This is a genomic window from Cereibacter johrii, assembly GCF_001720585.1.
Classification (GTDB): Bacteria; Pseudomonadota; Alphaproteobacteria; order Rhodobacterales; family Rhodobacteraceae; genus Cereibacter_A; species Cereibacter_A johrii.
In genome coordinates this window covers 1-12708 of record NZ_MABH01000165.1, presented here as the reverse complement: position 1 = coordinate 12708, position 12708 = coordinate 1, and the positions used below count along the sequence as shown (strand labels likewise).

Below are 12708 nucleotides of genomic sequence, written 5' to 3'. Positions count from 1 at the left end.
AATCCTTGGTCATTGTTGCGGGGGCGGGGCGGCGCTAGAAGGGCCGTGCTTGCACAGGATGGCCCCCTCATGACCAAGACCAAGATCACGCCCGAAGAGGCGCTTCTCTACCATCTGGAACCGCGGCCCGGCAAATACGAGATCACCGCCTCGACGCCGATGGCCACGCAGCGCGACCTGAGCCTCGCCTATTCGCCGGGGGTGGCCGTCCCGGTGCAGGCGATCGCCGACGCGCCCGAGACGGTCTACGACTATACGGTCAAGGGCAACATGGTGGCGGTGATCTCGAACGGGACCGCGATCCTCGGCATGGGCAATCTCGGGGCCATGGCCTCGAAGCCGGTGATGGAGGGCAAGGCGGTGCTCTTCAAGCGCTTCGCCGACGTGAACGCCATCGACATCGAGCTGGACACCGAGGACCCCGACGAGATCATCCAGGCGGTGAAGCTGATGGGGCCGACCTTCGGCGGCATCAACCTCGAGGACATCAAGGCGCCCGAGTGCTTCATCATCGAGCAGCGGCTGAAGGAGCTCATGGACATTCCGGTGTTCCATGACGACCAGCACGGCACGGCGGTGATCTGTGCCGCGGGCCTCATCAACGCGCTGGAGCTGTCGGGCAAGAAGATCGAGGATGTCCGCATCGTGCTGAACGGCGCGGGGGCGGCGGGGATCGCCTGTCTGGAGCTCCTCAAGACCATGGGTGCGCGCCACGACAACTGCATCATGTGCGACACCAAGGGCGTGATCTATCAGGGCCGCACCGAGGGCATGAACCAGTGGAAATCGGCCCATGCCGCGCGCACCGAGCTGCGCACGCTGGAAGAGGCGATGGCGGGGGCGGACGTGTTTCTCGGCGTCTCGGCCAAGGGCGCGGTCACGCCCGAGATGGTGAGGAGCATGGCCGACAATCCGGTCATCTTCGCCATGGCCAACCCCGATCCCGAGATCACGCCCGAGGAGGCGCAGGCTGTCCGCGCCGATGCCATCGTGGCCACGGGCCGGTCGGACTATCCGAACCAGGTCAACAACGTGCTGGGCTTCCCCTATCTCTTCCGGGGCGCGCTCGACATCCACGCCCGCGCGATCAACGACGAGATGAAGATCGCCTGCGCCCGGGCGCTGGCGCAGCTCGCGCGCGAGGACGTGCCGGACGAGGTGGCGATGGCCTACGGGCGCAAGCTCTCGTTCGGGCGCGACTACATCATTCCCACGCCCTTCGATCCGCGGCTGATCTACACGATCCCGCCCGCGGTGGCGAAGGCCGGCATGGATACGGGCGTTGCGCGGCGGCCCATCATCGACCTGCAGGGCTACGAGCTGGCGCTGAAGTCGCGGATGGACCCGACCGCCTCGATCCTGCAGGGCATCCATGCCCGCGCCAAGGCGGCGCAGGCCCGGATGATCTTCGCCGAGGGCGACGATCCACGCGTGCTGCGCGCGGCCGTGGCCTATCAGCGGGCCGGCATGGGCAAGGCGCTGGTCGTGGGCCGCGAGCAGGACGTGCGCGAGAAGCTCGAGGCGACGGGCCTCGGCGATGCGGTGCGCGAGCTCGAGGTGGTGAACGCCGCCAACTCGCGCCACATGGAGGCCTACAAGAGCTTCCTCTACAACCGTCTCCAGCGCGGCGGTTTCGACAGCTACGACATCCAGCGCCTCGCCACGCGCGACCGGCATGTCTTCTCGGCGCTGATGCTGGCGCATGGGCACGGCGACGGGCTGGTGACGGGGGCCACGCGCAAATCGGCCTATGTGATGCAGCTCATCAATCATGTGTTCGATGCCAAGGCCTCGGACGGCGCGGTGGGTGTGACGGCGCTGCTGCACAAGGGCCGCATCGTGCTCATTGCCGACACGCTGGTCCATGAATGGCCCGAGGCCGAGGATCTGGCCGATATCGCGATCAAGTCGGCGCGAGTGGCGCGCAACCTCGGGCTCGAGCCGCGGGTGGCCTTCGTCTCCTTCTCGACCTTCGGCTATCCGGTCTCGGAGCGGGCGGCCAAGATGGGCGAGGCCTCGCGCGTGCTCGACGGAATGAAGGTCGATTTCGAATATGAGGGCGAGATGACCGTCGACGTGGCGCTGAACAAGACGGCCATGGCGCAATATCCCTTCTGCCGGCTCACGGGGCCTGCCAATATCCTCGTGGTTCCGGCGCGGCACTCGTCGTCGATCTCGATCAAGCTCATGCAGGAGATGGCGGGGGCGACCGTGATCGGTCCCATTCTCACCGGCGTGTCGAAGCCGATCCAGATCTGCGGCGTGAACTCGACGGTCAATGACATTCTCAACATGGCCGTGATGGCCGCGTGCAAGGTGGGGTGATGCTGCTCAATCTGGGCTCGATCAACATCGACCATGTCTACCGGATGCCGCACCTGCCGGCGCCCGGCGAGACGCTCGAGGCCGCGAGCTACAGTCTGGGCCTCGGCGGCAAGGGCGCAAACCAGTCCGTCGCCGCGGCACGGGCCGGGGCGCGGATCCGTCATGTCGGGGCGGTCGGGCCCGAGGGGCGCTGGGCGCGCGAGCGGATGGCGGAGGCCGGCGTCGATGTGACCCATGTGGCGGTGGGCGAGGTCGCCACCGGCCATGCCATCATCAATGTGGATGCCGAGGCCGAGAATACCATCGTGATCTTTTCGGGCGCGAACCGGACGCTCGATGCAGCGGCGGTGACGGCGGCCCTCGCCGGGGCGGGCCCGGGGGACACGCTCCTTCTGCAGAATGAGACCTCGGCGCAGGTCGAGGCGGCGCGTCTGGCCTCGGAGCGCGGCCTGAGGGTGATCTATTGCGCCGCCCCGTTCGAGATCGGCGCCGTGCAGGCCGTCCTGCCCTATGTCAGCCTCCTCGTGATGAACGAGGGCGAAGCGGCGGCCCTGAGAGCCGCGCTCGGGGCGCTGCCCGAGGTGGCGATGGTCGTGACCCTCGGCGCGCGGGGTGCCGAATGGCTCGTTCCGGGCGAGGACCGGCTGTCCGTTCCGGCCTTTCCCGTGACGGCCGTCGACACGGTGGGTGCGGGAGACTGTTTCACGGGAAACCTTGCCGCGGCGCTCGATGCCGGGCTCGCTCCGGCGGCGGCGATGCGCCGCGCATCCGCGGCCGCCGCTCTTCAGGTGACACGTCCGGGCGCAGCCCAAGCCATGCCCACGGCCGACGAGGTGGACGCCTTCCTCGGCTGACGCCTCTGCCCCCCTTGGCGGGCGGCCCCTCTCCGGTCTAGCGTCGGCGGGAACAGGGAGCCGCCGATGACCGATCACGTCACCACCCACCAGGCCGAGGAAGATGCCCGGAACGAGACCATCCGCCTCTGGCTGAACGGGCGGATCCTGCCCAAGGCCGAGGCACTGGTGTCGGTCTATGACGCAGGCTTCATGCTCGGCGACGGCGTCTGGGAGGGCATCCGCCTCTATGACGGGCGCTGGGCCTTTCTCGACGAGCACCTCGACCGGCTGTTCGAGGCGGCGCTGGCCATCGACCTCGACATCGGGATGGATCGAGCCGCGCTCCGGCAGGCGATCCTCGACACGGCCGCGGCGAACGGCATGACGACGGACGCACACGCCCGGCTGATGGTGACGCGCGGGATCAAGACGCGGCCCTTCCAGCATCCGTCGCTTTCGCGGCAGGGGCCCACCGTCGCGATCATCATGGAACATTCGAAGCCGAAGATCCCGCGGCCGATCCGGCTTGCCACCGTGCCCCATATCCGCGGCCTGCCGATGAGTCAGGATCCGAAGCTGAACTCGCATTCCAAGCTGAACTGCATCCTGGCCTGCATCGCGGCCGAGAAGGCGGGCGCGGACGAGGCGCTGATGCTGGACGTGCATGGGTTCGTGAACACGACCAACGCCTGCAACTTCTTCATCGTGAGAAAGGGCGAGGTCTGGACCTCGACGGGCGACTACTGCATGAACGGCATCACCCGCGGCAAGGTCATCCGGATCTGCCGCGAGGCCGGCATTCCTGTCTTCGAGAAGAATTTCTCGCTGGTCGAGACCTACTCCGCCGACGAGGCCTTCCTGACCGGCACCTTCGGCGCGCAGACGCCTGTGGGATCGATCGACGGCCGGCGGATCGGCACGGGCGAGATGGGCCCCATGACGGAGCGCATCCGTGGCCTCTACAAGGCTCTGGTGGCGGCATGAGGATCGCCATGTGGTCCGGGCCGCGGAACCTCTCGACGGCCCTGATGTATTCCTTCGCGGCGCGGGGTGACTGCGGCATCTGGGACGAACCCTTCTACGCCGCCTATCTCAAGGCCACGGGGCTCGACCATCCGATGCGCGCCGAGATCCTCGCCGCACACGAAACCGACGCCTCCGTCATCGCCGACAGGTGCCGCGGAGAGGCGCCGCTCGGCGAGCCGATCTTCTACCAGAAGCACATGACGCTGCACATGATCCCCTCCTTCGACCGGAGCTTCATGCGCGACTGCGAAAATGTTTTTCTGATCCGCCATCCGGCGCGGGTCGTGGCGAGCTACGCCAAGAAGCGCGAGGGGCCCGGCCTCGCCGACATCGGCTTCGTGCAGCAGGCCGAGCTTTTCGACGAGGTGGCGCAATGGCTGGGGCGCCCGCCCCTCGTGGTGGACAGCGCGGACGTCCGGCAGGACCCGAAAGGGACGCTGACGGCCCTCTGTGCGGCCCTCGGCCTCCCTTTCACCGATGCGATGCTGCGCTGGCCTGCAGGCGGACACAAGGCCGACGGTGTCTGGGCGCCGCACTGGTACGGCGCCGTGCATCTGTCTTCGGGTTTCGAGGATCCCGAGGGCCCGCTGCCGGATCTCGCCCCGCACTATGCCGAGCTGGCCCGGCAGGCGCTGCCGCATTACGAGCGCCTTGCCGCCTTCCGCATCAGGACGTGAAGGCTTCCACCTCGCGCACTTCCGCCTCCGAGAGGTTCAGCCGCCCCCGCAGGGTGCAGAGGTAGGATTTGTTGGCGTTGGTGGCCGGATCCACCGCGGCGCGTGAAGCGAGATAGAACTGCTCGGCGGTCTCCTGATCGCGGACCTGCTCCAGCAGCCGGTCGAGCGGCTGCGGATGGGCGATCTCGCGCTCGACGAGCCGCCGGTCGCTCTCGTCCGCACCCGCGGCGTCGAGCTGGTCGAGGATCCGCTGCCGCTCGTCCGTCGAGATCGCGCCATCGGCCCAGGCCGCGGCCACCATCGCCTGCAGCAGCAGGAGCGCCTTGGCGTCCGAAATCGCCTCCTCGGGCGACTGACCCATCGCTGCGCCGGCAGGAGCGGCCGAGGACCGGCCGGCATCGTCCTGCGGGCCGGTCAGGCTGTCGACGATGCCGCCGATCATGCCCCCGATGCCGCCCGCACCGCCCGCAGTCCGGGCCGTGCCGCCCGGACTACGCGCCTGATGATCCTGATAGGCGCGGTAGGCCATGTAGGCCAGCGCGGCCATCCCGGCCTTCTTGCTCACGCTCGAGCCGAGGACGGCGGCAGAGCCGAGCCCTCCCGTTCGGCCGCCGCGGCCGGCCATGCGCGAGGCCAGCATCAGCCCGAGGACTTTCTTGAGGCTCATCGAAGGGTCTCCTCTCCCTTGGGAAAGGAGGTCAACCGGCGCCGCAGGGCGCCGGTTCCAGCCTCAGCCCTTCACACGCGCGTTGCGCGTCGCGATCAGCTTCAGCCGCAGGGCGTTCAGCCGGATGAAGCCGGCCGCGTCCTTCTGGTCGTAGGCGCCCGCATCCTCCTCGAAGGTGACGTGCTTCTCGGAATAGAGCGAATGTTCGGACCAGCGGGCGACGGTGCGGGCGAAGCCCTTGTAAAGCTTCACGCGGACGGTGCCGGTGACATGTTCCTGCGACTTGTCGATCAGCGCCTGAAGCATCTCGCGCTCGGGGCTGTACCAGAAGCCGTTGTAGATCAGCTCGGCATAGCGCGGCATGATCGAATCCTTGAGGTGGCCTGCGCCCGAGTCGAGCGTGATCTGCTCGATCCCGCGGTGGGCCTCCAGCAGGATGGTGCCGCCGGGCGTTTCGTAGATCCCGCGCGACTTCATGCCCACGAAACGGTTTTCCACCAGATCGAGACGGCCCACGCCGTGCTTGCCGCCAAGCTCGTTGAGCTTCGTGAGGATGGTCGCGGGCGACATGGCCTCGCCGTTGATGGCGACCGCATCGCCCTTCTCGAAAGTGATCTCCACGAACTCGGGCGCGTCGGGCGCCTTCTCGGGGTCGACGGTGCGCTGGTAGACGTAGTCCGGGGCTTCCTCGCCCGGGTTCTCCAGCACGCGGCCCTCGGACGAGGTGTGCAGCAGGTTCGCATCGACCGAGAAGGGCGCTTCGCCGCGCTTGTTCTTGGCGATCGGGATCTGGTTCTGCTCGGCGAATTCGAGGAGCTTCGTGCGTGAGGTCAGGTCCCACTCGCGCCAGGGCGCGATCACCTTGATCGCCGGATCGAGCGCATAGGCCGTCAGCTCGAACCGCACCTGATCGTTGCCCTTGCCGGTGGCGCCGTGGGCCACCGCGTCGGCGCCGGTCTGGGCCGCGATCTCGACCAGCCGCTTGGCGATCAGAGGCCGCGCGATCGAGGTGCCGAGCAGGTAGAGCCCTTCGTAAAGCGCGTTTGCCCGGAACATCGGGAAGACGAAGTCGCGCACGAACTCTTCGCGCACATCTTCAATGAAAATGTTTTCCGGCTTGATGCCCAGCATCACGGCCTTCTCGCGGGCGGGCTCCAGTTCCTCGCCCTGGCCGAGGTCGGCGGTGAAGGTCACGACCTCGCAGCCATATTCGGTCTGCAGCCACTTCAGGATGATCGAGGTGTCGAGCCCGCCGGAATAGGCAAGGACGACTTTCTTCGGGGCGGACATGGGAGGGCTCCATCGCGGGAAAGTTTGCACGCCGGTCTAGTGAAGTTTGCCGTTGTGAACAAGGGGCGCGGGCCGCACCTGGACCGTGGCGGAGCCGCGACGAAGCGGGTAGGGTGCGCGCATGACCCAGTTCGCCCGCAACGCCCGTGCCGCCACCCGCGCCCTGCGCGATCTCTTCCCCGAGACGCCGCTCCAGCGCAACGATCATCTCTCGGCCCGCTATGGCGCCGAGATCTGGCTCAAGCGCGAGGATCTGACGCCGGTGCGCAGCTACAAGCTGCGCGGCGCCTTCACGGCGATGCGGAAGGTGCGCGATGCGCGCCCCGACCAGCGCTCCTTCGTCTGCGCCTCGGCGGGAAATCATGCGCAGGGCGTGGCTTACGCCTGCCGGCATTTCGGCGTGAAGGGCACGATCTTCATGCCGGTGACGACGCCGCAGCAGAAGATCGCCAAGACGCGGACCTTCGGCGGCGAGGCCGTCGAGATCGTGCTGACGGGCGACTACTTCGACCAGACACTCGCCGCGGCCCAGGCCTGGTGTGCCGAGCAGAAGGCCCATTTCCTCGCGCCGTTCGACGATCCCGACGTGATCGAGGGGCAGGCAAGCGTGGGGGTCGAGCTGCTCGAACAGCTGGGCCGGGCGCCGGATCTGGTGGTGCTGCCGGTGGGCGGCGGCGGGCTTGCCTCGGGCGTGACGGCCTTCCTGCGGGGCGAGGCGCCGGAGACGGACTTCCGGTTCGTCGAGCCTGCGGGCGGCGCCAGCCTTCTGGCCGCGCTGGAAGCGGGAGGCCCCACGCCGTTGCCGCGCGTGAACAGCTTCGTCGACGGGGCCGCCGTGGCTCGTCTGGGACAGCTGCCCTTCTCGATGCTCGACTGGGTGCGCCCCGATCAGGTGCATCTGGCGCCCGAGGACCGGATCTGCATCACCATGCTCGAGATGCTGAACGTCGAGGGCATCGTGCTCGAGCCTGCGGGGGCGCTGTCGGTGGACGTCCTGCCGGAGCTGGCCGAAGAGATCCGCGGCCGCACGGTCGTCTGCGTGACCTCGGGCGGCAATTTCGACTTCGAGCGCCTGCCTGAGGTGAAGGAGAGGGCGCAGCGCTACTCGGGCCTCAAGAAATACTTCATCCTGCGGATGCCGCAGCGCCCCGGCGCGCTGCGCGAGTTCCTGATGATGCTCGGCCCCGACGATGATATCGCGCGCTTCGAATATCTCAAGAAGTCGGCCCGCAACTTCGGCTCGGTCCTGATCGGGATCGAGACCAGGGAGGCCGGGAATTTCGCGCGGCTGACGGCGGTGATGGAGGAGGCGGGGCTTAACTACCGCGACATCACCGGCGACGATGCTCTGGCCGAGTTCCTGGTCTAGCCGGCCTCCATCCGTTCGAGTCCCTTGAGAAACTCCATCCGGGCCAGCCGGTAGCTCGTCACCAGCACGCCCAGCTCGACCTCGGCGCCGCGCCCGCAGGCGGCGAGCTGCTCGCCCTCCTGACAGAGGCGCGAGACCGATCTGAAGCCGAGGTTCAGCGCCGATCCCTTCAGGAAATGCAGCATCTCCTCGAGCGGCGCGACCGGAGCGGCGGAAAGCCGGCGGATCGTCTCGTCCGTCTCCTCGAGGAACATGAGAACGACCTCCTCGAACGCCTCGCGGCCGACCTCCTCGCGCAGTGCCGCAACCCGTCCCCAGTCGATCATGCTGCCCGCTCGCTGATTGTGCCGGTCCAGACTGGCACGCGCGCCTTAACGGTCGATGAGGATGGTCCCGGCAGTTCCGGATGATTTGAGCCTTCACGCTCCCTTAAGCGGTGCCGGGTCAGCGTGGCGCCATGCTGCCGCGAGGCCGATCCCGAAGATGCCCCAGTGAATGCGCGATCCCTTCCGTTGGCCGAAGCCGGTGCGCACGGCGCTTCCGCGCCCGTCCGGCATGTTCTGATCGTGGACGACAGCCGGGCGCAGCGGCGGCTCGTCGCGCTCTCGCTCGAGCGGTGGGGCTACCGGGTGAGCGAGGCCGCAACCGCCTCGGAGGCACTGGCCCTCTGCACGGGCGCCGAGGTCGACATCGTGCTCAGCGACTGGATGATGCCCGGCATGTCGGGGCTGGAGCTCTGCCGCCGGATCCGGGCGCTGCCGGGCGCGGCCTATTGCTACTTCATCCTTCTCACCTCCCGGTCCGGCACCGGCGAGGTGGTCGACGGCCTCGATTGCGGCGCCGACGACTATCTGGTGAAGCCCGCGGCGCCCGACGAACTGCGGGCCCGGCTGCGGGCCGGCGAGCGGGTGCTGTCGATGCAGGCCGAACTCGTCGACAAGAACCAGCTTCTGGAGCGCGCCTTCTCGGAACTGCGCACCATCTACGAGTCGCTCGACCGCGATCTCGACGAGGCGCGGCGGTTGCAGCAGTCGTTCGCCCGGGACAGGTCCCGGCGGTTCGGCCGCTCGACCGTCACGCTGCTCCTGCGGCCCTCGGGCCATGTCGGCGGCGACCTCGCGGGCTCTCTCGAGCTCGGGGCGGGGCGGATCGCCCTCTATTCGATCGACGTCTCGGGTCACGGCGTCGCCTCGGCGCTGATGACGGCGCGGCTGGCGGGGCTCCTGTCGGGCCTCTCGCCCGAGGGCGGGGTGGCCCGGTCGGACGGCGCCTGCCCGCACTGCGCCGGGCATGACAGCTGGCCGCCCGAGATTCTGGCCGCGCGCCTCAACCGCATGATGATCGCGGATCTGGGGGTAGAGCAGTATTTCACCATGGCCTATGCCGAGATCGACCTGCGGTCGGGGGCGCTCGCGCTGGTGCAGGCGGGCCATCCGCATCCGGTGGTGCTGCGCGCCGATGGGCGGGGGGAGCTTCTGGGGCAGGGCGGGCTGCCCGTGGGCCTTCTGCCCGACGCCACCTTCGAGCGGTCGGAGACGCGGCTTCTGCCGGGCGACAGGCTCTTTCTGCTGTCGGACGGGGTGACGGAATGCCCGGATCCCTCGGGGCACGAGCTGGGAGAGGCGGGGCTGGTGCGCCTGCTTGCCGAGCACGCGGCCCTCGGCTCCGAGGAGCTGATGGAGGCTCTCGTCTGGGCGCTCCACGAGCGGATGGGCGGCGGAGACTTCCGGGACGATGTCTCGGGCGTGCTCTTCGACTACCGGCCGTGAGGGGCGCGGGCCCGAGAGCCGGGGTCCGTCAGCGCAGGGCCGCCGCCAGAAGCGCCCGGTCGCCCGCATTGCCGAGCCGCACCAGCGCCTCCTCGACCGGCAGCCAGACGGCGTGATGCCCGGGCTCGGTGGGCGCGCCGAGGCGCCGGATCGGACGCGCGAGATACACCGCGCAGAGCTTCTCGGCCCAGAGATCGTATTCCGGCATGTAGGTGAAGCGGCGGAAGGCGCCGATCCGGCGGAGGCCGCCGATGCGCCAGCCGGTCTCTTCCCGCACCTCGCGGTGCAGGGCCGCCATCGGATGCTCGCCCGGATCGATCCCGCCACCCGGAAGCTGGAACTCGGGCAGCGGAGTCTCCTGAAAGGTGGTGAGGATGTCGCCGCCGCTCAGGAGCACCGCATAGACCCCCGGCCTGCGCCGATAGTGCCGATCCGCCCGCACGGGGTCGCCGTATCGCCTGATCATCTGCTCTTGGTCCCCCGGTTGTCGCGCCTATATTGGGGCGGTATGCCAAGGCTCATGCCTCAAGGAAACCCCATGACCATCGGTTCACAGATCGCCTGGGACGATACCGTCCTGCCCTTCCAGCTTGACCGCTCGGACATCCGCGGCCGCGTCGTGCGGCTGGACGGGGTCCTCGAGGAGGTGCTGTCGAAGCACGATTACCCGCCGCAGATCGAGGCGCTGGTGGCCGAGGCGTCGCTTCTGACCGCCCTGATCGGCCAGGCGATCAAGCTGCGCTGGAAGCTGTCGCTGCAGATCCGCGGCAACGGCGCGGTGCGGATGATCGCCACGGACTATTACGGCCCCTCCGAGGATGGGCAACCCGCCCGGATCCGCGCCTATGCGAGCTTCGTGGCGGAGGATCTGCAGCCGGGGGCCCGGGCCTTCGATCAGATCGGCGAGGGATATTTCGCCATCCTGATCGATCAGGGGCAGGGGATGGTGCCCTATCAGGGCATCACGCCGATTGCCGGAGGCTCGCTCACCGCCTGCGCCGAGACCTATTTCGCGCAGTCCGAGCAGTTGCCCACCCGCTTTGCCCTCTCCTTCGGCCAGTCCACCGCCAAGGGCGCGACCCACTGGCGGGGCGGCGGCGTGATGCTCCAGCACATGCCCAAGGCCTCGCCGGGCGTGGCGGGCGAGGGCGGCTCGGGCGAAGGCGGGCTCCTGCAGCATGGCGACCTCCTCGACGGCGACGAGGGCGAGAACTGGACGCGGGCCAATCTGCTTCTCGACACGGTCGAGGATCTGGAGCTGGTGGGCCCCTCGGTCCAGCCGCCGGACCTGCTCGTGCGGCTGTTCCACGAGGAGGCGCCGCGGGTGTTCGAGGCGCAGACGCTGCGCTTCGGCTGTTCCTGCTCGCCCGACCGGGTGCGCGAGTCGCTCGCGATCTATGCGCCCGAGGAAATCGCCGAGATGACGACCGACGAGGGCATCGTCACGGCCGACTGCCAGTTCTGCGGCGCGCATTACGAGTTCGACCCGACGACTCTCGGCACCGGCGCCCGGAGCGACGATGCCTGAGGCGCTGCGCCGCGCGCTGGAGAGCGGCGGCGCCGCCTCTTCGGACCATGACCTGAACCCCGAGATCGTGCTGCCGCCCGACCGCCGCCTGCGCGCGGCGGCGGTGCTGGTGCCGGTCTGGCAGCGCGAGGGCGGGGCGCGGGTCATCCTGACCAAGCGGGCCTCGCATCTCGCGCATCATCCCGGCCAGATCGCCTTTCCGGGCGGCAAGATCGACCCGACGGATGCCAGCCCCGAGGATGCCGCGCTGCGCGAGGCGCGCGAGGAGATCGGGCTTCCGGCCGAGATGGTCGAGGTCGTCGGCCGCCTGCCCGCGCATGAGACGGTGACGGGTTTCACGGTCGTCCCCGTCCTCGCCGAGGTGCGCGGACCCTTCGTGCCGGTGACGCAGGAGGACGAGGTGGAGGAAGCCTTCACCGTGCCGCTCACCCACCTCCTCGATCTGTCCCGCTACCGGGTGGAGCAGCGGCTCTGGCGCGGCGGCTGGCGGCGCTACTATGTCGTGCCTTACGGGCCCTACTACATCTGGGGGGCTACGGCGCGCATCCTGCACGGCCTTGCGCGGAGGATGCAGGGATGAGGATCTCGGGCGACTGGCTGGCGCGTCCCGCAACGCAGCGGCTCTGCGCGGCGCTGGCCGAGGCGGGGCATCGCGCGCTCTTCGTGGGCGGCTGCGTGCGCAATGCGCTGCTGGGCCGGCCGGTGTCGGATATCGATCTGGCCACCGATGCGGTGCCCGCGGCGGTCTCGGCTCTGGCCTCGGCGGCGGGCTTCAAGGTGGTGCCGACCGGCATCGACCATGGCACCGTCACGGTGATCGCGGGCGGCGTGCCGCACGAGGTCACGACCTTCCGACGCGATGTCGAGACCTTCGGGCGCCACGCCGTGGTGGCCTTCTCGACCGATGTGGCCGAGGATGCGGCCCGGCGCGACTTCACCATGAACGCGCTCTATGCCGAGGCCTCGGGTGCGGTCATCGACCCGCTGGGCGGGCTGCCTGACCTGATCGCGCGACGGGTGCGCTTCGTGGGCGACCCCATCCGGCGGATCGAGGAGGACTACCTGCGCATCCTGCGCTTCTTCCGCTTTCATGCGATCTACGGCGCGCCGGACGAGGGGCTCGACGCGGAGGGGCTGGCCGCCTGTGCCGCGCGGGCCGAGGGCGTGGCGCAGCTCTCGCGCGAGCGGGTGGGCGCCGAGATGCGCAAGCTGCTGGCGGCC

13 protein-coding genes are annotated in these 12708 nt (G+C 68.9%); 9 read left to right on the top strand and 4 right to left on the bottom strand.

Annotation, left to right across the window (positions count from 1 at the left end; all coding sequences use genetic code 11):
* Positions 1-69 precede the first annotated feature (69 nt).
* From A9O63_RS15250 to A9O63_RS15235, 4 genes are all read left to right on the top strand, one after another.
* The gene (locus A9O63_RS15250) at positions 70-2325 is read left to right on the top strand and encodes an NADP-dependent malic enzyme (protein ID WP_069332709.1); all 2256 of its coding nucleotides are present in this window, start codon (positions 70-72) and stop codon (positions 2323-2325) included.
* The gene (locus A9O63_RS15245) at positions 2325-3179 is read left to right on the top strand and encodes a PfkB family carbohydrate kinase (protein WP_084295963.1); all 855 of its coding nucleotides are present in this window, start codon (positions 2325-2327) and stop codon (positions 3177-3179) included. The genes A9O63_RS15250 and A9O63_RS15245 overlap by 1 nt, the downstream gene beginning before the upstream one ends.
* A 66-nt stretch (positions 3180-3245) precedes the next feature.
* On the top strand, positions 3246-4145 hold the full coding sequence (locus tag A9O63_RS15240; RefSeq protein WP_069332707.1) for a D-amino acid aminotransferase: 900 nt from the start codon (positions 3246-3248) through the stop codon (positions 4143-4145).
* Complete coding sequence (locus A9O63_RS15235) at positions 4142-4864, top strand: sulfotransferase-like domain-containing protein (protein ID WP_069332706.1); 723 nt, start codon at positions 4142-4144, stop codon at positions 4862-4864. The genes A9O63_RS15240 and A9O63_RS15235 overlap by 4 nt, the downstream gene beginning before the upstream one ends.
* Here A9O63_RS15235 and A9O63_RS15230 read toward each other — a convergent pair.
* Both A9O63_RS15230 and A9O63_RS15225 read right to left on the bottom strand, forming a co-directional pair.
* Complete coding sequence (locus A9O63_RS15230) at positions 4854-5531, bottom strand: tellurite resistance TerB family protein (protein WP_069332705.1); 678 nt, start codon at positions 5529-5531, stop codon at positions 4854-4856. The two genes, A9O63_RS15235 and A9O63_RS15230, sit on opposite strands and share 11 nt — an antisense overlap.
* A 63-nt stretch (positions 5532-5594) precedes the next feature.
* Entirely contained in the window at positions 5595-6821 is a 1227-nt protein-coding gene (locus A9O63_RS15225) for an argininosuccinate synthase (protein WP_069332704.1), read from the bottom strand.
* Between the two features lie 121 nt (positions 6822-6942).
* Between A9O63_RS15225 and ilvA the strand changes: the two genes are divergently transcribed.
* Positions 6943-8190: a threonine ammonia-lyase IlvA gene (gene ilvA, locus A9O63_RS15220; protein WP_069332703.1), complete on the top strand. Its 1248-nt coding sequence runs from the start codon at positions 6943-6945 to the stop codon at positions 8188-8190.
* Here the strand turns inward: ilvA and A9O63_RS15215 are convergent.
* Positions 8187-8516 (bottom strand): Hpt domain-containing protein, encoded by a 330-nt coding sequence (locus A9O63_RS15215; protein WP_069332702.1) that lies wholly within the window; start codon positions 8514-8516, stop codon positions 8187-8189. The genes ilvA and A9O63_RS15215 overlap by 4 nt on opposite strands.
* 186 nt (positions 8517-8702) lie before the next feature.
* Here A9O63_RS15215 and A9O63_RS15210 point away from each other — a divergent pair, with 186 nt between their 5' ends.
* Complete coding sequence (locus A9O63_RS15210; protein WP_069332701.1) at positions 8703-9959, top strand: PP2C family protein-serine/threonine phosphatase; 1257 nt, start codon at positions 8703-8705, stop codon at positions 9957-9959.
* A gap of 28 nt (positions 9960-9987) precedes the next feature.
* Here A9O63_RS15210 and A9O63_RS15205 read toward each other — a convergent pair whose 3' ends face one another.
* Positions 9988-10425, bottom strand: a complete 438-nt coding sequence (locus A9O63_RS15205) for an NUDIX hydrolase (RefSeq protein WP_069332700.1) — start codon at positions 10423-10425, stop codon at positions 9988-9990.
* A gap of 72 nt (positions 10426-10497) precedes the next feature.
* On the opposite strand from A9O63_RS15205, the gene hslO reads away from it, so the two are divergent.
* The 3 genes from hslO to A9O63_RS15190 form a co-directional block, all read left to right on the top strand.
* Positions 10498-11487: an Hsp33 family molecular chaperone HslO gene (gene hslO / locus A9O63_RS15200; protein WP_069332699.1), complete on the top strand. Its 990-nt coding sequence runs from the start codon at positions 10498-10500 to the stop codon at positions 11485-11487.
* Entirely contained in the window at positions 11480-12067 is a 588-nt protein-coding gene (locus tag A9O63_RS15195) for a CoA pyrophosphatase (protein WP_069332698.1), read from the top strand. The genes hslO and A9O63_RS15195 overlap by 8 nt, the downstream gene beginning before the upstream one ends.
* Positions 12064-12708 (top strand): CCA tRNA nucleotidyltransferase (locus A9O63_RS15190; protein WP_141703101.1); only part of this gene is annotated, 645 nt, incomplete at its 3' end. The genes A9O63_RS15195 and A9O63_RS15190, both read left to right, overlap by 4 nt.

What these genes read in the sequence shown, in the direction of transcription:
- A9O63_RS15250 (WP_069332709.1), top strand. Translation starts at nt 70, where the DNA reads ATGACCAAGACCAAGATCACGCCCGAAGAGGCGCTTCTCTACCATCTG.
- A9O63_RS15245 (WP_084295963.1), top strand. Translation starts at nt 2,325, where the DNA reads ATGCTGCTCAATCTGGGCTCGATCAACATCGACCATGTCTACCGGATG.
- A9O63_RS15240 (WP_069332707.1), top strand. Translation starts at nt 3,246, where the DNA reads ATGACCGATCACGTCACCACCCACCAGGCCGAGGAAGATGCCCGGAAC.
- A9O63_RS15235 (WP_069332706.1), top strand. Translation starts at nt 4,142, where the DNA reads ATGAGGATCGCCATGTGGTCCGGGCCGCGGAACCTCTCGACGGCCCTG.
- A9O63_RS15230 (WP_069332705.1), bottom strand. Translation starts at nt 5,531, where the DNA reads ATGAGCCTCAAGAAAGTCCTCGGGCTGATGCTGGCCTCGCGCATGGCC.
- A9O63_RS15225 (WP_069332704.1), bottom strand. Translation starts at nt 6,821, where the DNA reads ATGTCCGCCCCGAAGAAAGTCGTCCTTGCCTATTCCGGCGGGCTCGAC.
- ilvA (WP_069332703.1), top strand. Translation starts at nt 6,943, where the DNA reads ATGACCCAGTTCGCCCGCAACGCCCGTGCCGCCACCCGCGCCCTGCGC.
- A9O63_RS15215 (WP_069332702.1), bottom strand. Translation starts at nt 8,516, where the DNA reads ATGATCGACTGGGGACGGGTTGCGGCACTGCGCGAGGAGGTCGGCCGC.
- A9O63_RS15205 (WP_069332700.1), bottom strand. Translation starts at nt 10,425, where the DNA reads ATGATCAGGCGATACGGCGACCCCGTGCGGGCGGATCGGCACTATCGG.
- hslO (WP_069332699.1), top strand. Translation starts at nt 10,498, where the DNA reads ATGACCATCGGTTCACAGATCGCCTGGGACGATACCGTCCTGCCCTTC.
- A9O63_RS15195 (WP_069332698.1), top strand. Translation starts at nt 11,480, where the DNA reads ATGCCTGAGGCGCTGCGCCGCGCGCTGGAGAGCGGCGGCGCCGCCTCT.